The organism is Rathayibacter sp. AY2B9 (genome assembly GCF_002931595.1).
In the GTDB taxonomy this organism is placed as follows: domain Bacteria; phylum Actinomycetota; class Actinomycetes; order Actinomycetales; family Microbacteriaceae; genus Rathayibacter.
In genome coordinates this window covers 132,291-153,673 of record NZ_PSUB01000009.1, presented here as the reverse complement: position 1 = coordinate 153,673, position 21,383 = coordinate 132,291, and the positions used below count along the sequence as shown (strand labels likewise).

The following is a 21,383-nucleotide window of genomic DNA, read 5'->3' as shown; positions in this document are numbered from 1 at the left end:
GGCGGGCGCGCCGGCCCCCGCTGCCGCCGCGCCCGCCGCCTCCCCGGAGCCCACCGACTCCAACCCCGGCTACGTCACCCCGCTCGTGCGCAAGCTCGCCGGCGAGAACGGCATCGACCTCTCCACCCTCACGGGAACCGGAGTCGGCGGCCGCATCCGCAAGCAGGACGTCCTCGACGCGGTCGAGGCCGCCAAGTCGGCTCCGGCCGCCCCGGTCTCGGCGCCCGCCGCCGCAGCCGCCAAGGCCGCGCGCACCCCGCTCGAGACGTCGCCCCTCCGCGGCACCACGCAGCCGATGTCGCGCCTGCGCAAGGTCCTCGCGCAGCGCGCCGTCGAGTCGATGCAGACGAGCGCCCAGCTCACCTCGGTCATCGAGGTCGACGTCACGGCGGTCGCCCGCTTCCGCGACTCGGTCAAGAAGAGCTTCCAGGAGAAGACCGGCGCCAAGCTGTCCTTCCTCCCGTTCTTCGCCCTCGCGGCGGCCGAGGCGCTCAAGGCCTACCCGGTGATCAACTCGACCCTCGACGGCGAGTCGATCGTCTACCCGGACCACGAGAACATCAGCATCGCCGTCGACACCGAGCGCGGCCTGCTGACCCCGGTCCTCAAGAACGCGTCCGAGCTGAACCTCGCGCAGATCGCCTCCACCATCGGAGACCTGGCCGAGCGCACCCGCAACAACAAGCTGAAGCCCGACGAGCTCGCCGGCGGCACCTTCACGCTGACCAACACCGGTTCGCGCGGGGCCCTGTTCGACACTCCCGTCGTGTTCCTGCCGCAGACCGCGATCCTCGGCACCGGCATCGTCACCAAGAAGCCGGCCGTCGTGCAGGTGGACGGTGCTGACGCCATCGCGATCCGCTCGACCGTCTTCCTCGCGCTCTCGTACGACCACCGCACGGTCGACGGAGCCGACGCGGCGCGCTTCCTGGTCGCGATCAAGGAGCGCCTCGAGGAGGGCTCGTTCGAGAACGACCTCGGCATCTGACACGCTCCCCCTGAGCGCGCCTCTCACGAGGCCGCTCCGGTGTAGACGTCGCGGATGAGCCAGCCGGCCTCCGTCCTGATGATCAGGACGGAGGCCGCTGTCGTCCCCGGGGCCGTCCGGAGGTGCACGACCGCCGATGCCCCGTTCACGTCGACGAGGACGGCCGACGCCTCCCCCGTCGCCGGGACAGCGGAGGCGGGGCCGTCCGCTGCGTCGCCGAGCGGCGAGTCCGCCGTGACCAGACCGCGGGCGCACTCCCGGTCCCCGCACGCGCGCACCGCGTCGATCAGCACCTCCGCCGCCTGCTCGGCGTCGAGTGAGGTCGCCGCGACCGGAGCCGGCGGTGCCGCGGTCGCCACCGCCGGCGGAGCCGACCGAGCCGGAACGGGCGCGGCTGCGGTCGACGCCTCCGCATCCTGCACCTGCCGATCGGGCCCGCCCGCGAGCGAACCGGCGAGCACCGCTCCCAGCACGATCGCCGTCCCGACGGAGAGCGGTCCCCGACGCCGGACGACGAACGCCCGGAGGCGGTCCTGCCAGCCGTCGAGCGGATGGACCCGCCTGTGCCGGGCAGCCGGAGCGGGCACCGCCTCCCGACCCCGTGCATCCGCGCCGGACGTCGGCAGCGCCCGCACCGCCTCGCCTATCCCCTGCGGATCAGCGAGTCCGTAGAGGTTGCCCTCCAGCGCCAGCAGGTCGCGGTGCCGCGCCAGGGCGGCGACCGGCAGCTCCGGGCAGAGCATTCCGAGGCGCTCCAGGACCCGCTGCAGCGCGTCGCGCGCCGCACGCGGGGTGTCGACGGCGGGCGTCGTCAGCAGCAGCAGCGGCCGACCCTCCTCCGTCAGGCCGATGTCGTCCGTCGTCGGAGCCAGCCATGCTCCCTCGAGCGCGGCCGAGCGGACCGCGCCCACCACGGGGGCGAGGAGGGTGACCGCGGCGCCGAGTCCGATCCCCCGCTCGACCCGCAGGAACCTCTCGAGCGTGGCGACGACGGGAGGGGCGGTCGACACGATGCACCTCCTCGGAGACGACTCCACCCGGACGATGCTCTCGCGGTGGCGGTGCTCGGCGAGCCGAGCCACCGCCGACGCCTGCAGCGCCTCGGCCTCCCGCGGCCGCATCGTCCGCTCGGCCGACGGTGCGGCGTCCGGCGCAGGCGTCCACCGCCTCCCCGTCCGCGCTCCGCCGATCCTCCGGCCCTGGACCGTCCCGCTGCTCGTCATGAGGCGAGCCTGACCGCAGGCCGAGGCGGAGGACGCCCGCCGATCCCGATCGGTGGAGGGATCGGCGCACGTGCCCTCTGTGGAGGAGTCGGATCCGCGTCCGGGGTCCGCCGCCGCGCTCCCGCTCGGTATCCTTGACGTCATGGCACGCAGCACGGAACCGTCGACGAAGGCGGTCAAGGAACCCGGACGTCTCAAGCAGATGTGGCAGGTGTTCCAGATGACCCGCCGCTACGACAGCAGCGCCGTCTGGATCATCCTCCTCGCGCTCCTGCTCCCGATCCTGCTCGGCGTGCTCCTCGGCATCCTGCTCGGCAACGGCAACGGCTTCGTGATCGCGCTGTGGATCATCGTGGGCGTGATGGCCGGCCTGGTCGCCGGACTCGCCGTGCTCTCGCGCCGCGCCGAGCGCGCCGCCTACGGGCAGATCGCCGGGCAGCCCGGCGCGGTCGGCGCCGTCCTGCGCAGCGGACTGCGCGGCACCTGGACCGGCGGCGAGATGCCCGTTGCCGTCAACGGCAAGACCCAGGACGCCGTCTACCGCGCCGTCGGCCGCGGAGGCGTCGTGCTGATCGCGGAGGGCCCCGCCTCCCGGACCAAGCGCATGCTCGAGGACGAGCGGCGCAAGGTGTCGCGGATCCTGCCGAACGTCCCCGTCACCTTCGTGCACGTCGGCTCCGACGCCGATGCGACTCCGCTGCACAAGGTGCCGAGCCGCCTCTCGAAGACGAAGAAGGTCCTCACCAAGGCCGAGGTCCTCGCGGTGAAGAACCGGCTCTCCTCGCTCAACACGTCGCTGCCCATCCCGAAGGGCGTCGACCCCTTCAAGGTGCGCCCTCAGCGATCGCGCTGACGCAGACGCGACAGGCCGGTCGGGATCTCTCCCGGCCGGCCTGTCGCGTCTGCGGCGCGAGTCAGTAGCGGACGAGAACCGTGCCGGCCACCTTGTCGTGGAAGCCGCGCTGGTCCGAGTCCCAGACGAGCGCCGGCACCAGCACGGCCAGCAGCACAGAGCGCACGATCGGGCGCCACACGCCGACCCAGCCCCCGCCGAGACGGATGACGCGCATCCCGAGCAGGCGGTGCCCGATGCTGCCGCCGATGGTGGGGATGAAGACGACCTGCAGCAGGACGAACAGCAGCAGGCTCGCCCAGCGGTCGTAGTCGAAGAACGCGAGCGACAGCAGAGCGGCGACGGCGAAGTCGACGGCCAGGGCGGCGATGCGGCGGCCGGACCGTCCGACCGAGAGGCGGCCCTCTCGGGGGAGGCCGAGACGCTCCCCCGGGTACGAGCTCGGGGCGGCGTCGGCGAAGGTCCTGCGGTCGGCGGCTGGCATCCTCCGATCCTATCCGCGGCGTCTCGGAGCGGACCGAGGAGCGGGTGGTCCGGCAGACGACGTGGAGCCCGACCCCGGACCGGCCCCGTAACATGTCGGAAACAACAGGGACACGGTGGGGAAACCCCCCGTCACTACCCTGGAACGGCTGCGCTCTGCAGCACCCCGTCACGCCATTGGAGACCTTTGCATGTTTAAAGATTCTTCCGAGGTGCTCTCGTTCATCAAGGACACGGACGTCAAGTTCCTCGACATCCGGTTCACCGATCTCCCCGGTGTCCAGCAGCACTTCAACATCCCCGCCTCGACTGTCGATGAGGAGTTCTTCTCCGTCGGTCAGCTCTTCGACGGGTCCTCGATCCGCGGATTCGCGAACATCCACGAATCGGACATGCAGCTGATCCCTGACGTGACCACCGCCTACGTGGACCCGTTCCGCGTCGAGCGCACGCTGATCCTCGTCTTCGACATCTACAACCCGCGCAACGGCGAGATCTACTCCAAGGACCCGCGTCAGGTCGCGAAGAAGGCCGAGAAGTACCTCGCGTCGACCGGCATCGCCGACACCGCGTTCTTCGCCCCCGAGGCGGAGTTCTACATCTTCGACGACGTCCGCTACGAGATCACGCAGAACTCCGCGTTCCACTCCGTCGACTCGGTCGAGGGCGCCTGGAACTCGGGACGCGTCGAGGAGGGCGGCAACCTCGGCAACAAGACGCCCTACAAGGGCGGCTACTTCCCGGTGAGCCCCGTCGACAAGCAGGCCGACCTCCGCGACGACATCTGCCTCAAGCTGATCGACGCCGGCCTCATCCTCGAGCGCTCGCACCACGAGGTGGGCACCGGCGGCCAGGCCGAGATCAACTACCGCTTCGACACGATGGTCCACGCGGCGGACGACATCCTGAAGTTCAAGTACATCGTCAAGAACACGGCCGAGCAGTGGGGCAAGACCGCCACGTTCATGCCGAAGCCGCTCTTCGGCGACAACGGCTCGGGCATGCACACCCACCAGTCGCTGTGGAACGACGGCACGCCGCTCTTCTACGACGAGAACGGCTACGGCGGTCTCTCGGACCTCGCGCGCTGGTACATCGGCGGCCTGCTCAAGCACGCCCCCGCCGTCCTCGCGTTCACGAACCCGACGGTCAACTCGTACCACCGCCTGATCCCGGGCTTCGAGGCGCCGGTCAACCTGGTCTACTCGGCCGGCAACCGCTCCGCGTCCATCCGCATCCCGATCACGGGCACGAACCCGAAGGCCAAGCGCATCGAGTTCCGTGCGCCCGACGCCTCCGGCAACCCGTACCTCGCGTTCGCCGCCCAGTTGATGGCGGGCCTCGACGGCATCAAGAACCGCATCGAGCCGCACGAGCCGGTCGACAAGGACCTCTACGAGCTGCCCCCCGAGGAGGCGAAGCTCATCCCGCAGGTCCCCGCGACCCTGGGCGAGGCGCTCGACGCCCTCGAGGCCGACCACGACTTCCTCCTCCAGGGTGGCGTGTTCACTCAGGAGCTCATCGACACCTGGATCGAGTACAAGCGCGAGAAGGAGATCAAGCCCCTCGCGCAGCGTCCTCACCCGTTCGAGTTCGAGCTGTACTACGGGGTCTGATCCCGCAGCACTGCCGAAGGGCCGTTCCTCCTCGGAGGGGCGGCCCTTCGCCGTCCCCGGCGCGCGGGCGTCAGCGGTAGGAGGGAGCGTCTCCCGCGGCCGGCCCGTAGAACAGGCGCTCGAAGACCGCGCGGGAGCGGCGGGTCACGCCGAGGTAGTCGTCCTCGAGCGCCGTCGCGGACCCGGCCGGATACTCGAGCAGGCGCGCGACGCCCTCGAGCTGCCGACGGTCGGTCGGGAGGACGTCGCTGGTGCGGTTGCCCCAGAGCGTGGTGCCCGAGCGGACACGGGACGCGAGGATCCACGCGGCACGCAGCCGCTCCGCGTCCTGCGGGCCGACCATGCCCTCCTCCTCCGCGACCGCGAGGGCGGTGAGGGTCGAGGTGGTCCGCAGCGCCGGGGTCCGCCGCGCGTGCTGCAGCTGGAGGAGCTGCACCAGCCACTCGACGTCGCTCAGCGATCCGCGGCCGAGCTTGAGGTGACGGCGGGGGTCGGCGCCCTGCGGCAGACGCTCGCTCTCGACCCGTGCCTTGATCCGCTTCACCTCGCGGATGTCGCGGTCGGAGACCGCTCCCGGGTAGCGGACCCCGTCAGCCAGCTCCTCGAAGTCCTCGATGAGCGCCTGGTCCCCCGCCACTCCCCGCGCCCGGAGCAGCGCCTGCGCCTCCCAGGTCAGCGACCAGCGGGCGTAGTAGGCGCGGTAGGAGTCGAGGGAGCGCACGAGGGGCCCGTTCTTGCCCTCGGGCCGCAGGTCGGCGTCGAGGTCGAGCGGCAGGCGGGAGTCCTCCGTGAGCCGGACCAGCTCGGCGACGACGAACTGCGAGTAGAGCTGGGCCTGGTGCGGCTCGGCGGTGCCGGGTCGCTGGACGTACATCACGTCGGCGTCGGAGCCGAAGCCCAGCTCCGCCCCTCCGTACCGGCCCATGCCGATGATCGCGAACTCCGCGTCGGCGCCGGGCCGGGTCGCACTGCCGCGCCGGATGGCGGCGAGCACGCCGCCCAGCAGTGCGCTGATGATGTCGGTGAGGCTGGTCGCGATCTCCTCGATCGAGCTGAGACCGAGCACGCCCCCCATGGCGGTCCGCAGCACCTCGCGCCGGCGCATCGAGCGGAGGACCGAGGCGACTGCGTCGGGCGTCTCGTGCCGGGCGAGCACGGCGCGCACCTCCTCGGCGAGCTGGGCGGCGCTGCGGGGGCGGAGGGCGTCGTCGTCCTCGAGCCAGGCCGCCGACTCCGGGATGCGGTCGAGCAGCTCGCCGACGAAGCGCGATCCGGAGAGCACCGTGGTGAGCCGCTTGGCGGCTCCGGACGAGTCGCGCAGCATCCGGAGGAACCAGGGCGTCCCGCCCAGTGCGTCGCTGAGGCGCCGGAACGCGAGCAGGCCGTAGTCGGGGTCCGGTCCGTCGGCGAACCACTGCAGCATCACCGGCACGAGGTGGCGCTGGATGCTCGCGCGGCGCGAGACGCCCGAGGTCATCGCGGCGATGTGACCGAGCGCCCCGCGGGCGTCCGCGAAGCCGATGGCGGCGAGGCGCGCCTCCGCCTGGCCGGTGGACAGCTCGGCACCGCCGTCGGAGAGCGCGGCGACCGCGGAGAGCAGCGGACGGTAGAACAGGCGCTCGTGCAGGCCCCGGACGCGGTGCTTGATCCCGTTCCAGACGCTCAGCAGCTCCTCCGCCGTGCGGGCGAGCCCGCTGGAGCGGGCGAGGGTCCGCAGCTCGTGCTCGTCCCGCGGCATCAGGTGCGTACGCCGAAGGCGCCGCAGCTGGAGGCGGTGCTCGAGCAGCCGGAGTGCCCGGTAGTCCTGCGCGAACTCCTCGGCGGCGGAGCGGCCGATGTACCCGTGGTCGGCGAGGGCGCCCAGGGCGAGGAGAGTCCCGGGCATGCGGATCTCGTCATCGGTCTGCCCGTGGACGAGCTGGAGCAGCTGCACCGTGAACTCGATGTCGCGCAGGCCGCCGGGCCCGAGCTTGATCTGGTAGTGGACGTCGTTCTGCGGGATGTTCTCGGTGACCCGCTCCCGCATCCGCTGCACCGACTCGACGAAGTTCTCGCGGGAGGCGCTCGACCAGACCTTGGGCGCGACCGCGTCGACGTACGCCCGCCCCAGCTCCTGGTCGCCGGCGAGCGGACGCGCCTTGAGCAGCGCCTGGAACTCCCAGCTCTTCGCCCACCGGTCGTAGTAGGTGATGTGCGACTCGAGGGTGCGCACGAGCGCGCCCTGCTTGCCCTCCGGGCGCAGGTTCGGGTCGACCTCCCAGAGCTCCGGCTCCATCGCCAGCGCAGAGGTCCCGCGCATGAGGAGCACGGCGAGCCGGGTGGCGACGTCGATCGCACGGGCGTTCGTCAGCTCCTTCTCCGGGTCGCCCTCGGCGACGAAGATCACGTCGACGTCGCTGACGTAATTGAGCTCGGACGCTCCCGCCTTGCCCATGCCGATGACGGCGAAGCGGGTGGCGGCGACCTCGTCCCGGCCGAAGCGGCCTGGGCCCGTGCCCTCGACCAGCTCGGTCCGCGCCACGGCGAGGGACGCCTCCAGCGCGGCTCCGGCGAGGTCGGCCAGCGCCCTCGTCACCCGGTCGATCGCCGCGGCGGGGTCGGCTTGGCTCAGATCGTGGACGACGATCCTGGTGAGGAGGCGGCGGTACCGGACGCGCAGCGCCGTCCAGCCCGCCTCCTCCCGGAGCGACGAGAAGCCGTCGACGGCGCCGACCGACTCGAGCAGCTCGGCCTTCATCTCGGCGCGCCCGGTGAGCGTGCGCACCGGCTCGAGCACGCTGGCCAGCTCGTCGGGCCGGCGCTGGAGGAAGTCGGCGAGGCCGGAGGAGGCCCCCACCACCAGAAGCAGCCGGGTCAGTGCCTCGTCGTCGGCGAGGACCGCGTCCATGCGGTCGCGGTGCCGCCGCAGCAGGTCGATCAGAGCGAGCAGCGCCTCGTCCGGGTCCGCCACCCGGGCGAAGGAGGGCAGCACCGACTCGAGCTGCCGCCCGGCGAGCTCCTCCGCCTCGGCCAGCCGCGCCCCGGTCTCGCCGAGCGCGGCGAAGCCGAGGCGTGCGACATCGCGGAGGGAGCGTTCACGGGGCATGGCCGAGGCGTCAGAGCATCTCGAGATTGCTGCGCAGCTCGTACGGCGTGACCTGGGCGCGGTACTCGGCCCAATCCTTCCGCTTGTTGAGCAGCACGAAGTTGAACACCTGCTCGCCCAGCGTCTCGGCCACGAGCTCGGACTCCTCCATCAGCGAGATGGCGCGGTCGAGGCTGGCGGGCAGAGCGCCGTAGCCGAGCGCCCGGCGCTCCGCGTCCGAGAGGGCCCACACGTTGTCCTCGGCCTCGGCCGGGAGCTCGTAGCCCTCCTCGATGCCCTTGAGCCCGGCCGCCAGGAGCAGCGAGTACGCCAGGTAGGGGTTCGCCGCGGAGTCCAGCGCCCGGTACTCGATGCGCGACGACTGCCCCTTGTTGGGCTTGTAGAGCGGAACGCGCACGAGGGCGGACCGGTTGTTGTGGCCCCACGAGACGTAGCTGGGCGCCTCGTCGCCGCCCCAGAGCCGCTTGTAGGAGTTGACGAACTGGTTCGTCACGGCGGTGATCTCGGGGGCGTGCTTGAGCAGGCCCGCGATGAACTGACGGCCGAGCTTCGAGAGCTGGTACTGGGCGCCCTGCTCGTAGAACACGTTCACGTCGCCCTCGAAGAGCGAGAGATGCGTGTGCATGCCCGAGCCGGGGTGCCCGGAGAGCGGCTTCGGCATGAACGTCGCGTAGACGCCCTGCTCGATCGCCACCTCCTTGATCACGGTGCGGAAGGTCATGATGTTGTCGGCCGTGGTGAGCGCGTCCGCGTAGCGGAGGTCGATCTCGTTCTGGCCGGGGCCCGCCTCGTGGTGGCTGAACTCGACCGAGATGCCCAGATCCTCCAGCATGCGCACGGAGCGGCGGCGGAAGTCGTGCGCCGTGCCTCCGGGGACGTTGTCGAAGTACCCGGCGGAGTCGACCGGCTCCGGACCCTCGGCGCCGAAGGACGACGACTTGAGGAGGTAGAACTCGATCTCGGGGTGCGTGTAGAAGGTGAACCCGCGCTCGGCCGCCTTCGCCAGCGTGCGCTTGAGCACGTTGCGCGGGTCGGCGACGGCGGGCTGGCCGTCGGGCGTCGTGATGTCGCAGAACATCCGCGCCGTCGGGTCGATCTCTCCGCGCCACGGGAGGATCTGGAAGGTCGACGGGTCCGGATGCGCGAGGACGTCGGCCTCGAAGGAGCGGGTGAGGCCCTCGATGGCGGAGCCGTCGAAGCCGAGCCCCTCCGCGAACGCGCCCTCCACCTCGGCCGGCGCGATCGCGACCGACTTCAGCGTGCCGACGACGTCGGTGAACCAGAGGCGAACGAATTTGATCCCTCGCTCTTCAATGGTGCGAAGAACGAAGTCCCGTTGCTTGTCCATCCAGACCCCTCCTGTTTCGACCCTCAGGCTACTGCCTCCGACCGGGGCCCGCGGGGCGCCCGAGGCGCGCCGTAGACTGGCGCCCATGTCAGCGCAGCCCGTGAAACGCGTTCGAACCCGCCACTTCCAGAACGCGAAGGACTCCGGTGTCCGCATCACCGGGCTGACCAGCTACGACCAGCTCACGGCGAAGATCTTCGACGACGCCGGGATCGACTTCCTTCTCGTGGGCGACTCCGCCGGCAACACGGTGCTCGGCTACGACACCACTCTGCCCGTCACCGTCGACGAGCTCATCCCGCTGGCGCGTGCCGTCGCCGGAGCCGTCGAGCGCGCCTTCGTCGTCGCCGACATGCCCTTCGGCTCCTACGAGTCGGGTGCCGACGACGCGCTGCACACGGCGTTCCGCTTCATGAAGGAGACGCACGCGCACGCGGTGAAGCTCGAGGGCGGGGTCCGCTCCGCCGAGCAGATCCGGCGCATCGTCGAGGCGGGCATCCCCGTGATGGCGCACATCGGCTTCACGCCCCAGAGCGAGCACGGGCTCGGCGGCCACATGGTCCAGGGGCGCGGCGAGGGCATCGAGCAGCTGCTCGCCGACGCACGAGCCGTCCAGGAGGCCGGGGCGTTCGCCGTCGTCCTCGAGATGGTGCCCGCGGACGCGGCACGTCAGGTGACGGAGGAGCTGCGCATCCCGACGATCGGAGTCGGAGCGGGACCGCACGTCGACGGACAGCTGCTCGTGTGGACGGACTTCGCCGGATTCACCACCGGCCGCATCCCCCGCTTCGTGAAGCAGTACGCGGATCTGCGCGGCGTGCTCACCGGAGCGGTCACCGCGTACCGGGACGACGTGGAGTCCGGCGCCTACCCCGGCGCCGAGCACAGCTACGACTAGCCGCGGTCAGCGGTCCTCGGCGGCGTCCTCCTCGGCCCACTTGCGGCTGTTCTCGTGCAGCCGCTCGAGGGCGTGCTCCGCCTCCTCGCGAGAGGAGAAGGGTCCCACCCGGTCGACGGAGGGGGACACGAATCCCTGCTCCACCGTGCCGGCCTTGAGGTTGTACCACCAGGAGTTCGTGTCGCCGTCAGCCATGCCGCGATCCTACGCCGCAGCCCGCGTCGGTCCGCACCCCCGCCCTTCGCTAGCATGGCCGCTATGACTGCTGCGGCGACCGCCATCGGGATCGACATCGGGGGAACGGGCATCAAGGGGGCCTCGGTGGACCTGGCCGCGGGCACCCTGCTCAGCGACCGGATGAAGCTCGCCACTCCCCCGGGAGGCACGCCGAAGGACATCGTCGCCACCGTCCAGCAGATCCTCGAGAAGATCCCGGACCTGCCCTCGGACACCCCGGTCGGCATCTGCTTCCCCGCCGTCGTCGTCCACGGACGGACGATGTCGGCGGCGAACGTGTCGGACGAGTGGATCGGCCTCGAGGCCGAGAAGCTCTTCGAGGACGCGATCGGCAGGAACATCTTCTTCGTCAACGACGCCGACGCGGCGGGCTACGCCGAGTCGCGCTTCGGAGCGGCGAAGGACAAGAAGGGCCTGGTCATCATGACCACCCTCGGCACCGGCATCGGGACGGCGCAGATCCACGACGGGATCCTCATCCCCAACGCCGAGCTCGGCCACCTCGAGATCCACGGCGGCGACTACGAGAAGAAGGCCTCGTTCGCCGCCAAGGAGCGCGACGACCTCGACTACAAGCACTGGGCGAAGCGCCTGCAGCGCTACTACTCCCACCTCGAGGCGCTGCTCTGGCCCGATCTCTTCATCGTCGGCGGCGGCATCTCCAAGCACCACGACGAGTTCCTCCCGCTGCTCGACCTGCGCACCCCGATCATCCCGGCGGCGCTCCGCAACAACGCCGGCATCCTCGGCGCGGCCGCGCTCGCAGGGCGGGGCTGAGTCTTTCTCCTCGGCGGTCCCCGCCCGCCGAGGCGCGGTCGGCCTCGGGAGGTGACGCGATCCGGCGAGCGGGGTGCGGACGGCTACGGCGAAACGCTGGCACGCGTTTCGCCGGTTCGCCTCGTGCGTGGCGCCGTGGCGCACGGGCGTGATCGGACCTTCGGGGTCCAGTCGTCGCGGTGAGCCACGACGGGGCGGGGCACCTGGTCCTCGGCGGTCGATCCGCAGCGGCGTCCCAGGACCGTCCTCCGGGACCGTCGCCTGCCGGACGCCGTGCTGCACCGCTTCGTCCGCAGGAGGCAGCGCGAGAGCTGGACCGCGCCAGTCCTGTCGAGTGGCGGCGCAAGGATGTATCGAGACCCGGGAACCGCCACGGCAGGCCGTCGCGCCGCCTGCGGGCGGGAGCGCGAGCTCGGCGACCGGTGGAGACGCGAGATGCCCCGCCGGGGCGGGGCATCTCGTGGCGAAGGGGTCGGCTGATACGCCGGGTTCTGTTCACGCCGCGCCTCTCGGCGGGCGCTGGACGGCCATCTCTCTCGGAGCCACGTCGCCGTGACCCTCCAGCGGTCTACCCGAGGACCCGACGAGCAGCCGCATCGTCCTCTGTCTGACCTTGCTCCGGGCGAGGTTTACCGAGCTGACCGGATCACTCCGGCCCCTGGTGGTCTCTTACACCACCGTTTCACCCTTACCGCCGGCCGGAGCCGACGGCGGTCTGTTCTCTGTGGCACTGTCTCGCGGGTCGCCCCGGGTGGGTGTTGCCCACCGCCCTGCTCTGCGGAGCCCGGACGTTCCTCGGCACCACGGCTCTCGCCGCGGTGACGCGACCGTCTTGCCGGCCCGTTCGCCCGTCCAGTGTACGGCTCAGGCGAGGGTGGACTCCTCGCCGCGCACCAGGATGCAGCCGCTGTCGGGGCAGAGGACGACCTCGTCGGGAGCGGAGGCGCGGATCCAGGAGAGGTCCGACTCGGTGAGGGCCACGCCGCTCCCCTCCGACACCTTCCCGCGGAGGAGGGCCGCGCCGACTCCGTAGCGGGCGCGCTGCTTCTCGTACAGCTCGACCAGGTCCTCCGGAAGGGTCGTCACCAGGTCCGCCCGGTCCCGGGCGAGCGCCTCCTGCTTGTCGCGGAGCTTCTCGGCCTGCGCGTCGCGCTCCTCGGCGAGGGTCCCGAGCGAGGCGACGACCTCGTCGCGCTCGGCCTGAGCCGCGGCGACCTCGGACTCGATGCCCTCGATCCGCTCCATCAGGGTCAGCTCGATGTCCTCGAGGTCTCCCCGTCGCTTCACGAGGGAGGTGATCTCGCTCTCGAGCGCGGCGATGTCCTTGGCCCCGGATGCGGTCTGCAGGCGGTCGCGATCGCGGGTGAGCCGCTTCTCGACCACGCTGACGTCGGACTCGATGCGCCCGAGCTCGGTGCGCACGTCCTCGAGGCGCCCTGTGCGCTCGGCGAGGGAGCGGCGGGTCTCGTTGTCGCGGGCCTGCATCGCCTGGATCCGCGCGATCTGCGGGAGCGTCGCGAGGGCGTGGCGCAGCTGCGCGCCCCTCGTGTCCAGACTCGCCAGAGTCAGGAGTTCGCGCTGGTGTGCGGGGCTGGCTTTCACGTGGCGGTCCTCGTTCCCGGCGCGCAGTACGGGCGCGCCGCGTCCATTCTCCCGTGCCCGCGGCGGGTCAGTGCACGATCGCGAAATCCCACGGGTCGGTGCGGGTCTCGCTCACCTCGACGGTGACCGTGGGCAGGGCCTCCCGCAGCGCGGTCGCGGCGACGTCGAGCCACAGCCACTCGCTCGCCCAGTGCGAGACGTCGATGAGGGCGGGCCCGGTGCCGTGCAGGGCCTTCTCGCGCGCCTCGGAGGCCGGGTGGTGCCGGAGGTCGGCGGTGATGAAGACGTCGCTCGTGCGGACGGCGGGGGCCTCCAGGAGGGAGTCCCCCGCTCCACCGCAGAGCGACACGCGGCGCACGGGTGTCTCGTAGGCGCCCGCGGCCCGCACTCCCCCTGCGGTGGCCGGCAGGAGCTCGGCCACGGCTCCGGCCAGGCGTCCGAGCGTCACCTCCTCGGGCAGATCGCCCACCCGGCCGAGCCCGACCGACGGGTCGGCGCCCGGGACGATCGGAGTCGTGCCGGTCAGGCCGAGGCGGGTCGCGATCACGTCCGAGACGCCGTCCGCGACGATGTCGGCGTTTGTGTGGGCCGAGATCAGTGCGCAGCCGCCCCGGACGAGGTCCGCGAGCAGGCGGCCCTTGTAGCCGTCCTCGGCGATCGAGGTGACGCCGCGCAGCAGCAGCGGGTGGTGCGCGACCAGGAGCTGGTATCCGCCGTCGACGGCCTCCGCGACGGTGTCGGAGACCGCGTCGACCGTGAGCAGGATCCGCTCCACCGCGGCGTCGGGGTCGCCGGTGACCAGGCCGGGCGCGTCCCAGCTCTCGGCGGCCGCCTCGGGCCAGAGACGGTCGATGACGGCGTGGACGTCGCGCAGTGAGGGCATGCGTCCAGGGTAGGGCCGCTCAGGGCGGGTGGTCGGTCTCCACGGCGCGGATCCCGGCGTCGGCCGCCGCGTCCAGGTCGGCTCGCGGGTGGTCGTCCGACTCCGGCAGGAGGACGGTGATGCCGCCGTACTGCTCGATCTCGAGCAGGCCCGCGACTCCGGAGGCGGCGAGCACGTGGCCGCCGATCCCGCCGGTGGTGTCGACGACGTGCGTGTGCAGGCCGGCGACGCTGATCCCCTGGAACGGCTGCGGGCCGACGAGGCCCAGCAGCGTGCCCTCGACGCCGGTCAGCCGGACCTCGTGCTGGTCGTGCATCGCGTCCGCCAGGCGGCGGTAGGGCTCCGCCTGCTCGATCGGCCGGCGCAGGGTCGGCGTCTCCGCCGCGCGCGCAGGCGGACGCCGACGAAGACGTCCGGACAGGGCACGAGCGAGCGCACCGCGGCCGGTCCGCCGAACGGCGCGATCAGGAGCCGTGGCGGCGCACGGTCGGTGGTCCGTGCTTGCCTGGGGACCATGAACGAGTACCTGCCCTGGGCCGTCGCGGCCGCCCTGCTCCTGGCCCTTCTCATCACGGTCGTCGCCGGCCGCCGACGGCGCACTGCGGCGAGAGCGGCGGCGGAGCAGGCCGCGGAGGAGGCCTCGGAGGAGCACCAGCGCACGATTGCCGAGCGCGACCGGAGCCACGAGGCGGCGCTCAAGGCATTGACGCGCGCGCGCGACGCCGAGCGCGACCTCAGTCGGACCGAGCTCGAGACCGCGCAGGAGGAGGCCGAGCAGACCCGTGACGCCCTCGCCAGGACCTGGAGCAGCGAGGCCGTCTCGCACACCCTGATCCGGGAGGCGTGCGCCTCGGCGGGGCTGTCCGGCGTTCTCGCCACGAACGTCGTCTTCGTACCGGTCGAGGCGCGCACGACGCGCCGCTTCCTCGCGCAGATCGACCATCTGCTGCTCACCCGGCACGGCGCGCTCATCATCGAGGCCAAGTACTGGCAGGGGGTCGTCTTCGACGGCGTGCGACCCGGTACCGTCCACCCCTCCTACGGCGTCCTCCTCGACGAGGACGCCCTGCCCGAGGCCTTCGCGGTTCAGATCGCACCGGGGACGGTGTCGCGGTGGACGGTGCGCACGCATGTCGAGCAGCACGTCCCCGCCCGGCAGGTCCGGATCCAGGCCGCGAGGCTCAAGGAGCACCTGGCCCTGAACGGTCTGCCCACGCCGTGGTTCGAGACGGCCGTGCTCTACAGCCACCCCGACGTCAGGACGTACGCGCCCGGATGGCAGGGCACGGGAGCGGCACGGACGAGGATCCTGACGGGAGTCGACGAGCTGACGGACGCTCTGGCCGATCTCGCACGGCGCCCGGGCACCACGATCGGGGAGGACGCCTGGGGCGAGCTCTCCGGATTCCTCGCCGGATGCGGCGGCCATGTGGAGCCGGTCGGGCCGACCCGTGCGTGACCAGCAGGGGGACCCGGTGGCCGGACGGGCACGGTCCTGGCTGGCCTGACCGGCCTGAGCCGGACAGGACGACGCCAGACCCTGTAACGCCGGGAACGACGAAGGTCCGCACTCCCGGAGGAGTGCGGACCTGTTCGGTGGATCCGAGGGGATTCGAACCCCTGACCCCCTGCATGCCATGCAGGTGCGCTACCAGCTGCGCCACGGACCCATGTTGTGTTTTGTCTTGCTTCGTACTGTCCTGCGCTGTCTCCGCCCGGCGGAAGCAACTCGAACAAACTACAACACGATTCGCGTGAAGTGAAATCGAGCGCTGTCGCCGGGCGTGTTCGTCAATTCGAGGACGTTGACGAGTCGACGGCGACAGGCTGCTCGAGGGTGAACGGCACCGTCGGGCAGTCCTTCCAGAGGCGCTCGAGCGAGTAGTACATGCGGTCCTCCTCGTGGAAGACGTGCACGACGAGGTCGCCGAAGTCGAGGAGGATCCAGCGGCCCTCCGCACGGCCCTCGCGGCGCAGCAGCTTGGCGCCGGAGTCGTTCAGGCGGTCCTCCACCTCGTTCGCGATCGCGACCACGTTGCGCTCGGAGCGGCCGGTGGCGAGGAGGAAGATGTCGACCAGCGGCAGCGGCCCCGAGACGTCGAGGGCGACGAGGTCCTCACCGCCCTTGGAGTCGGCGGCGGTGGCCGCGAGCTGGAGCAGGGCGCGGGCGGAATCGGTCGCAGTCATGAAGCCTTCAGTGTCGGTGGTGGAGATCAGAAGATGTTGAGCACGAAGCCGCCGATGAACAGCGCGATCGCGCCGACCAGCAGGACGGCCGCGGTGATCGCGAGGACCACCGGGACGCTCACGCCGGCGCGCTTCTGCGGCGCGATCATCGAGGTGCCGGCGGCGTGCGTGGAGACGGCGCTGGACGCCCGGACCGGCTCGGACTCGCCGACGGGCTGCTCGCGGTCGATGCGGTCGACGTAGCGGTCCACATCGGGCGAGTCGTAGAGGTTCGGGTGCTGGCCCGTGGAGCCGAGGCTGCGCGGGAGGTCGAACGAGCCGGTGACGAGGATCTCCCCCGTGTCCGTGCCGACTGTCGCGCCGGGGCCCGTGGTCGGCAGGATCAGCGCGTTGGTGGTGGTGACGGCACCGGTGGCGGCGACTCCGCTCGCGATGAGGGAGTCGAACGAGGCGTCCACCTCCTCCTTCGACTTGCTGTCGAGTTCCTCGGTGATGGCGAGGTGCTCGATCGGCGGCTCGAAGCTCCCGGTGATCTCGGTGGCCTTCTCGTCGGCGATGTCGAGGGATCCGCCCACCGACGCGAAGAGCGCGGTGTTCAGGTGCGGCTGCTCGGGCTGCTCGCCGGCCGTCGGCTGCTCGTCGTCCGCGTCCCGCTCGTCGGAGGCGTCCGCGGACGGCGTCTCGTCGTCGGAGGAGGAGCTCTCGATCTCGGCCTCGTGCACCTCGGCCGCGTCGGCGTCCGCGGTCGCATCGGTGGCGGACTCGTCCGCCTCCTCCTCGGACGCCTCGGGGGCGTCCTCGGTGACGACGTCCTCGTCGCCCTCCGGCTCCTGCTCCGCTGCGCCCTCGGGCACCGGCTCCGCATCACGGGACTCGTCGGCCGCCTCGATCACGGGGACCGCCCCGGTCGGCGGGAGCGCCGAGGCGCGCTCGAGGGCGCCCTCGACGTAGTCGGAGCGCTCGTCGTCCGACCGCTCCTCGTCGGCGGGCGGCTCCGCCTCCGGTGCGGCGGCGACCTTCTCCGCCTGCTGCTGCGCCAGCAGTGCGCGCAGCTCCCGACGGGTCAGCTGGCGGCCCGTGGCGTTCTCGGTGGCGACGATCTCCATCGAGGAGGTGCGCAGGTCGGGCTCGCTCGCGGGGCTCGGCTCGACGGGGGTGATCCGCAGGGCCTGGGTGGGGGTCAGCACCGGCATATCGCCGGCGGTGGTGGCGGTCGCAGTGGCAGCCCGGCGGGACGTCGTCGGAACGGCGGCGGTCGTGGCCGCACCGGCCTCGCGCCTCTCGCGCTCGCGGATCTCGCGCCGGGTGAGCGGCTTCTCCTCGGGCTGAACTGTCATGACGTGCTCCGATACAGGTGGTGCTTCGAGATGTACTGGACGACACCGTCGGGAACCAGGTACCAGACCGGATGACCCCGGTTGACGCGGCTCCGACAGTCGGTCGAGGAGATCGCCAGTGCCGGAATCTCCAACAAGGATACGTCCTGGGCCGGCAATCCCGAAACGTTGAGGACGTGCCCCGGCCGGCTGACGGCGACGAAGTGGGCCAGCTCCCACAGCTCGTCGTAGTCCTTCCAGCTCAGGATCTGAGCGACCGCGTCCGCGCCGGTGATGAAGAACAGCTCGGCGTCGGGGTGCGCGGCGTGGATGTCCCGCAGGGTGTCGATCGTGTAGGTCGTGCCGATCCGGTCCACGTCGACGCGGCTGACGGTGAAGCGCGGGTTCGACGCCGTCGCGATCACCGTCATCAGGTACCGGTGCTCGGCGGAGGTCACCGTCTTCTTGTGCCACGGCTGGCCGGTGGGCACGAAGACGACCTCGTCCAGGTCGAACGACTGGGCCACCTCGGAGGCGGCGACCAGGTGACCGTGGTGGATCGGGTCGAAGGTGCCGCCCATCACGCCGATGCGCGGACGCCGCGGGCCTCCGCTCGCGGCGGACGTCACGATCGCTGGGCTCCCCGCCTAGTGTCCGTGACCGTGCTGGTCGTGGGAGCCGGCACCGGTCTTGTGCGAGTGGCGGTTCGCCACGTCCCGGTAGCTCCAGGTGACGAAGCCGAGGGCCGTGAAGGCGACGGCGGCGATCAGGCCGAAGACGATCGGGGGGAACGGCAGCTCCGTGTGGGCCGCTGCTTCGGCGAGGACGGTCGTCGCGAGGGACATGCAGTGCTCCTTGGAGGTCGTGGTCGCCCCGGCGGGGCTCCGACGAGTCTACCCGGACGCCGCTCGACGCCGGATCGCCGGTCCGGGCGCTAGGCGCGGACCTGTCCCGCGCCGCGCAGCAGCCACTTCGTGCTGGTCAGCTCGGGAAGACCCATGGGCCCCCGAGCGTGCAGCTTCTGCGTCGAGATGCCGACCTCGGCGCCGAACCCGAACTCCCCGCCGTCGGTGAAGCGGGTGGAGGCGTTGACCATCACGACCGCGGAGTCGACCTCGGCGAGGAAGCGCTCGGCGCTCCGGAGGTCGTTCGTCACGATCGACTCGGTGTGGTGGGTGGAGTACCGGTCGATGTGGGCCATCGCGGCGTCGAGGTCGTCGACGATCGCGACGGCGACGTCGAGCGAGTAGTACTCCGCGGACCAGTCCTCGTCGGTGGCGGGCACCGCGTCGGGCCAGAGCGCCGCGACGCGCTCGTCGCCGTGCACGGTCACTCCCGCTTCCGCGAGCCGGCCGAGGACGGGCGGGAGGAGGCGCTCGGCGGCGTCGCGGTGGACGAGGAGGGTCTCGAGGGCGTTGCAGGTGCTCGGACGCTGCACCTTGGCGTTGTGGACGATGTCCACGGCCCACTGCTCGTCGGCACTGGCGTCGAGGAAGACGTGGACGACTCCGGCGCCCGTCTCGATCACGGGGACCGTCGACTCCGTCACGACTGACTCGATGAGGCCGGCGCTCCCTCGCGGCACCAGGACGTCGACGTAGCCGCGCGCTCGCATGAGGGCCTTCGCGCCCTCGCGGCCGTGGTCGTCGACCGTCTGCACCAGCTCGGCGGGCAGGCCCACGGCGGCGACGGCCTCCTGCAGCAGCTCCACCAGGACGCGGTTCGTGTTCTCCGCGGCCGTGCCTCCACGCAGGATCACGGCGTTCCCGCTCTTGAGGGCGAGCGCCGCGATGTCGATGGTGACGTTCGGGCGCGCCTCGTAGATCGCTCCGACCACGCCGAACGGGACCCGCACCTGGGTGAGGGAGGCGCCGTTGGGCAGGTTCGATCCCCGCACCGTCTGCCCGACCGGATCGGTGAGCCCGACGACCGCGACGACGGCGTCGGCGAGGGACCCCAGGCGCGCCGCATCGAGGCGGAGGCGGTCCTGCAGGCCCGCGCTCATGCCGCTCTCGCGACCCCGCTGGAGGTCGAGCTCGTTCGCCGGGACGACGCGCTCGGCGCTCGAGCGCACCGCGTCTGCGATGGCGAGCAGAGCCCGGTTCTTGAGGTCGGTGGTCGCACTGCGGAGGGAGCGCGACGCGACGCGGGAAGCGGCGAACCGCTCGGTCAGCGCACTGCTGTCGGGGGTCGTCTGCGGCATCCGGCCAGTGTAGAGGCAGACGACCCCGGCGGCGGGAGTCAGCTCTCCTCGCCGGCCTCCGTGCCGTCGCCCTCGTCGGCGACGCGCCAGACGCCGCCCTGGCGCTCGCGCTCGAGCTCCGCGCGGGCCTCGGCCTTGGCGTCCATCCGCTCGAAGTAGTCCTCGCGACGCTCGTTGCGGGTCTTGCGCCGGTTGTCCTCGAGGCGGAGGTCCGTTCCGCGGGGCGCGGTGATGAGCTCGGCCGTCGAGGTGAGGGTCGGCTCCCAGTCGAAGACGACGCCGTCGCCGGGGCCGATGACGACGGTGGAGCCGGCGACCGCTCCAGCCGAGAACAGGCCGTTCTCGACTCCGAGTTTGGCCAGGCGGTCGGCGAGGAAGCCGACGGCCTCGTCGTTCGTGAAGTCGGTCTGCGCGACCCAGCGCACGGGCTTGGTGCCCAGGACCCGGTACACGTTGCCGTACGAGCCGCCCTCGACCCGGATCTCGAAGTCCTTCTCGTCCACGGCGCGGGGGCGGATGGTGATGCGCTCCACCCGCGGCACGGCGGCGAGCTCGAGGCGGTGCTTCTCGACGATCTCGGCGAGGGCGAACGTCAGCTGGCGGAGTCCCGAGTGGCTGACCGTCGAGATCTCGAACACGCGGTAGCCGCGGCCCTCGAGGTCGGCCCGGACGAAGTCGGCCAGTTCCTGGGCCTCGGGCACGTCGACCTTGTTGAGCGCGATCAGCTGCGGCCGCTCGATCAGCGGCACCTGTCCGTCGCCGACGGGGTACGCCGCCAGCTCCCCGAGGATGATGTCGAGGTCGGTCAGCGGGTCGCGGCCGGGCTCGAGCGTGGCGCAGTCGAGCACGTGGACGAGCGCGGTGCAGCGCTCGACGTGGCGGAGGAACTCCAGACCCAGGCCCTTGCCCTCGCTCGCGCCCTCGATGAGACCGGGCACGTCGGCGACGGTGAAGCGCGACTCCCCCGCCTGCACGACGCCGAGGTTGGGCGCGAGGGTCGTGAACGGGTAGTCCGCGATCTTCGGCTTGGCCGCCGAGATCGCCGCGACGAGGCTCGACTTGCCCGCCGAGGGGAATCCGACGAGCGCGACGTCCGCGACGGTCTTCAGCTCGAGGACGACGTCGCCCTCCCAGCCCGGCGTGCCGAGCAGCGCGAAGCCGGGCGCCTTGCGCTTCGTGGTGGCGAGCGAGGCGTTGCCGAGCCCGCCCTGCCCGCCCGGAGCGATGACGAACCGGAGGCCGGGCTCGTCCATGTCGATCAGCTGGTCGCCGTCCGGCGACTTGACGACCGTGCCGACCGGGACGGGGAGCTCCATGAGCTCGCCGTTCCCGCCCGCGCGGTGGTCGCCCATGCCGGGACCGCCGTTCTCGGAGCTGCGGTGCGGGTGGCGGTGGTAGGCGAGCAGCGTCGTCGTCTGCGGGTCGGCGACGAGGACGATGTCGCCCCCGTGCCCGCCGTTGCCGCCGTCGGGGCCGGCGAGCGGCTTGAACTTCTCGCGACGGACGGAGACGCAGCCGTTGCCGCCGTGGCCGGCACGCAGATGCAGCGTGACGTTGTCGACGAAGGTGACCATGGTGTGAATCCGTCCGTGAGTGCGTGCGGCGCCGGGATGCCGGCGCCGGGGGGCTGTGCCCCGGTAAACGCGCAAGGGGCGAGCCGAAGCCCGCCCCTTGCGTCCTGTGC

General features: G+C 71.7%; 20 protein-coding genes, 1 tRNA gene and 1 other RNA gene. 6 read left to right on the top strand and 16 right to left on the bottom strand.

Annotated features, from left to right (window positions below):
* Positions 1-988 (top strand): 2-oxoglutarate dehydrogenase, E2 component, dihydrolipoamide succinyltransferase (gene sucB, locus C5C25_RS10685; RefSeq protein ID WP_104250579.1); only part of this gene is annotated, 988 nt, incomplete at its 5' end.
* 23 nt (positions 989-1,011) lie between these two features.
* On the opposite strand, the gene C5C25_RS10680 is transcribed toward sucB, so the two are convergent.
* On the bottom strand, positions 1,012-1,998 hold the full coding sequence (locus tag C5C25_RS10680; RefSeq protein WP_104226708.1) for a hypothetical protein: 987 nt from the start codon (positions 1,996-1,998) through the stop codon (positions 1,012-1,014).
* A 355-nt stretch (positions 1,999-2,353) separates the two neighbouring features.
* Between C5C25_RS10680 and C5C25_RS10670 the strand changes: the two genes are divergently transcribed.
* On the top strand, positions 2,354-3,064 hold the full coding sequence (locus C5C25_RS10670) for a DUF4191 domain-containing protein (protein WP_104223728.1): 711 nt from the start codon (positions 2,354-2,356) through the stop codon (positions 3,062-3,064).
* 61 nt (positions 3,065-3,125) lie between these two features.
* On the opposite strand, the gene C5C25_RS10665 is transcribed toward C5C25_RS10670, so the two are convergent.
* Positions 3,126-3,548, bottom strand: a complete 423-nt coding sequence (locus C5C25_RS10665; protein WP_104223667.1) for an RDD family protein — start codon at positions 3,546-3,548, stop codon at positions 3,126-3,128.
* A 190-nt stretch (positions 3,549-3,738) separates the two neighbouring features.
* Between C5C25_RS10665 and glnA the strand changes: the two genes are divergently transcribed.
* Positions 3,739-5,163 carry a type I glutamate--ammonia ligase gene (gene glnA, locus C5C25_RS10660; RefSeq protein ID WP_104223668.1) on the top strand — a complete coding sequence of 475 codons (1,425 nt, stop codon included), beginning with the start codon at positions 3,739-3,741 and terminating at the stop codon, positions 5,161-5,163.
* A 70-nt stretch (positions 5,164-5,233) separates the two neighbouring features.
* Here the strand turns inward: glnA and C5C25_RS10655 are convergent, their stop codons facing one another.
* Positions 5,234-8,248 (bottom strand): bifunctional [glutamine synthetase] adenylyltransferase/[glutamine synthetase]-adenylyl-L-tyrosine phosphorylase, encoded by a 3,015-nt coding sequence (locus C5C25_RS10655; RefSeq protein WP_104250577.1) that lies wholly within the window; start codon positions 8,246-8,248, stop codon positions 5,234-5,236.
* Between the two features lie 10 nt (positions 8,249-8,258).
* Positions 8,259-9,596 carry a glutamine synthetase family protein gene (locus C5C25_RS10650; RefSeq protein ID WP_068253236.1) on the bottom strand — a complete coding sequence of 446 codons (1,338 nt, stop codon included), beginning with the start codon at positions 9,594-9,596 and terminating at the stop codon, positions 8,259-8,261.
* 85 nt (positions 9,597-9,681) lie between these two features.
* On the opposite strand from C5C25_RS10650, the gene panB reads away from it, so the two are divergent.
* A complete protein-coding gene (gene panB, locus C5C25_RS10645; RefSeq protein WP_104250576.1) occupies positions 9,682-10,494 on the top strand; it encodes a 3-methyl-2-oxobutanoate hydroxymethyltransferase in 813 nt (270 codons plus the stop codon).
* Positions 10,495-10,500: 6 nt separating this feature from the next.
* Here panB and C5C25_RS10640 read toward each other — a convergent pair whose 3' ends face one another.
* Positions 10,501-10,689, bottom strand: a complete 189-nt coding sequence (locus C5C25_RS10640) for an SPOR domain-containing protein (protein WP_104250575.1) — start codon at positions 10,687-10,689, stop codon at positions 10,501-10,503.
* A gap of 63 nt (positions 10,690-10,752) precedes the next feature.
* On the opposite strand from C5C25_RS10640, the gene ppgK reads away from it, so the two are divergent.
* Entirely contained in the window at positions 10,753-11,508 is a 756-nt protein-coding gene (gene ppgK, locus C5C25_RS10635; RefSeq protein ID WP_104223672.1) for a polyphosphate--glucose phosphotransferase, read from the top strand.
* A 464-nt stretch (positions 11,509-11,972) separates the two neighbouring features.
* On the opposite strand, the gene rnpB is transcribed toward ppgK, so the two are convergent.
* From rnpB to C5C25_RS16845, 4 genes are all read right to left on the bottom strand, one after another.
* Positions 11,973-12,351, bottom strand: an RNA gene (gene rnpB / locus C5C25_RS10630) — RNase P RNA component class A.
* Between the two features lie 21 nt (positions 12,352-12,372).
* Entirely contained in the window at positions 12,373-13,110 is a 738-nt protein-coding gene (locus C5C25_RS10625) for a zinc ribbon domain-containing protein (RefSeq protein ID WP_104250574.1), read from the bottom strand.
* A 67-nt stretch (positions 13,111-13,177) separates the two neighbouring features.
* Positions 13,178-13,993 (bottom strand): Nif3-like dinuclear metal center hexameric protein, encoded by an 816-nt coding sequence (locus C5C25_RS10620; RefSeq protein WP_104250573.1) that lies wholly within the window; start codon positions 13,991-13,993, stop codon positions 13,178-13,180.
* A gap of 19 nt (positions 13,994-14,012) precedes the next feature.
* Positions 14,013-14,348, bottom strand: coding sequence for an acetolactate decarboxylase (locus C5C25_RS16845; protein ID WP_258069392.1), 336 nt, complete (start codon positions 14,346-14,348; stop codon positions 14,013-14,015).
* Positions 14,349-14,507: 159 nt separating this feature from the next.
* Between C5C25_RS16845 and C5C25_RS16540 the strand changes: the two genes are divergently transcribed.
* Positions 14,508-15,452 carry a nuclease-related domain-containing protein gene (locus C5C25_RS16540; RefSeq protein ID WP_258069391.1) on the top strand — a complete coding sequence of 315 codons (945 nt, stop codon included), beginning with the start codon at positions 14,508-14,510 and terminating at the stop codon, positions 15,450-15,452.
* A gap of 138 nt (positions 15,453-15,590) precedes the next feature.
* On the opposite strand, the gene C5C25_RS10610 is transcribed toward C5C25_RS16540, so the two are convergent.
* The 7 genes from C5C25_RS10610 to obgE all read right to left on the bottom strand — a co-directional run bounded on the left by C5C25_RS10610 (position 15,591) and on the right by obgE (position 21,273).
* Positions 15,591-15,663 (bottom strand) — tRNA-Ala (locus C5C25_RS10610).
* 121 nt (positions 15,664-15,784) lie between these two features.
* Positions 15,785-16,180: a ribosome silencing factor gene (rsfS, locus tag C5C25_RS10605; RefSeq protein WP_104223676.1), complete on the bottom strand. Its 396-nt coding sequence runs from the start codon at positions 16,178-16,180 to the stop codon at positions 15,785-15,787.
* 26 nt (positions 16,181-16,206) lie between these two features.
* A complete protein-coding gene (locus C5C25_RS10600; protein ID WP_104250571.1) occupies positions 16,207-17,517 on the bottom strand; it encodes a hypothetical protein in 1,311 nt (436 codons plus the stop codon).
* Positions 17,514-18,125, bottom strand: a complete 612-nt coding sequence (nadD, locus tag C5C25_RS10595; RefSeq protein WP_104223678.1) for a nicotinate-nucleotide adenylyltransferase — start codon at positions 18,123-18,125, stop codon at positions 17,514-17,516. The genes C5C25_RS10600 and nadD overlap by 4 nt, the downstream gene beginning before the upstream one ends.
* Positions 18,126-18,143: 18 nt before the next feature.
* Positions 18,144-18,341: a hypothetical protein gene (locus tag C5C25_RS10590; RefSeq protein ID WP_104223679.1), complete on the bottom strand. Its 198-nt coding sequence runs from the start codon at positions 18,339-18,341 to the stop codon at positions 18,144-18,146.
* An 89-nt stretch (positions 18,342-18,430) separates the two neighbouring features.
* Positions 18,431-19,699 (bottom strand): glutamate-5-semialdehyde dehydrogenase, encoded by a 1,269-nt coding sequence (locus tag C5C25_RS10585; protein WP_104250570.1) that lies wholly within the window; start codon positions 19,697-19,699, stop codon positions 18,431-18,433.
* Positions 19,700-19,737: 38 nt separating this feature from the next.
* The gene (gene obgE, locus C5C25_RS10580; protein WP_104223681.1) at positions 19,738-21,273 is read right to left on the bottom strand and encodes a GTPase ObgE; all 1,536 of its coding nucleotides are present in this window, start codon (positions 21,271-21,273) and stop codon (positions 19,738-19,740) included.
* Between the last annotated feature and the right edge of the window lie 110 nt (positions 21,274-21,383).

Excerpts from the sequence above, each read along its gene's own strand:
- C5C25_RS10670 (WP_104223728.1), top strand. The coding sequence starts at position 2,354 with ATGGCACGCAGCACGGAACCGTCGACGAAGGCGGTCAAGGAACCCGGA.
- C5C25_RS10665 (WP_104223667.1), bottom strand. The coding sequence starts at position 3,548 with ATGCCAGCCGCCGACCGCAGGACCTTCGCCGACGCCGCCCCGAGCTCG.
- glnA (WP_104223668.1), top strand. The coding sequence starts at position 3,739 with ATGTTTAAAGATTCTTCCGAGGTGCTCTCGTTCATCAAGGACACGGAC.
- C5C25_RS10655 (WP_104250577.1), bottom strand. The coding sequence starts at position 8,248 with ATGCCCCGTGAACGCTCCCTCCGCGATGTCGCACGCCTCGGCTTCGCC.
- C5C25_RS10650 (WP_068253236.1), bottom strand. The coding sequence starts at position 9,596 with ATGGACAAGCAACGGGACTTCGTTCTTCGCACCATTGAAGAGCGAGGG.
- panB (WP_104250576.1), top strand. The coding sequence starts at position 9,682 with ATGTCAGCGCAGCCCGTGAAACGCGTTCGAACCCGCCACTTCCAGAAC.
- C5C25_RS10640 (WP_104250575.1), bottom strand. The coding sequence starts at position 10,689 with ATGGCTGACGGCGACACGAACTCCTGGTGGTACAACCTCAAGGCCGGC.
- ppgK (WP_104223672.1), top strand. The coding sequence starts at position 10,753 with ATGACTGCTGCGGCGACCGCCATCGGGATCGACATCGGGGGAACGGGC.
- C5C25_RS10620 (WP_104250573.1), bottom strand. The coding sequence starts at position 13,993 with ATGCCCTCACTGCGCGACGTCCACGCCGTCATCGACCGTCTCTGGCCC.
- C5C25_RS16540 (WP_258069391.1), top strand. The coding sequence starts at position 14,508 with ATGAACGAGTACCTGCCCTGGGCCGTCGCGGCCGCCCTGCTCCTGGCC.
- rsfS (WP_104223676.1), bottom strand. The coding sequence starts at position 16,180 with ATGACTGCGACCGATTCCGCCCGCGCCCTGCTCCAGCTCGCGGCCACC.
- C5C25_RS10600 (WP_104250571.1), bottom strand. The coding sequence starts at position 17,517 with ATGACAGTTCAGCCCGAGGAGAAGCCGCTCACCCGGCGCGAGATCCGC.
- C5C25_RS10590 (WP_104223679.1), bottom strand. The coding sequence starts at position 18,341 with ATGTCCCTCGCGACGACCGTCCTCGCCGAAGCAGCGGCCCACACGGAG.
- C5C25_RS10585 (WP_104250570.1), bottom strand. The coding sequence starts at position 19,699 with ATGCCGCAGACGACCCCCGACAGCAGTGCGCTGACCGAGCGGTTCGCC.
- obgE (WP_104223681.1), bottom strand. The coding sequence starts at position 21,273 with ATGGTCACCTTCGTCGACAACGTCACGCTGCATCTGCGTGCCGGCCAC.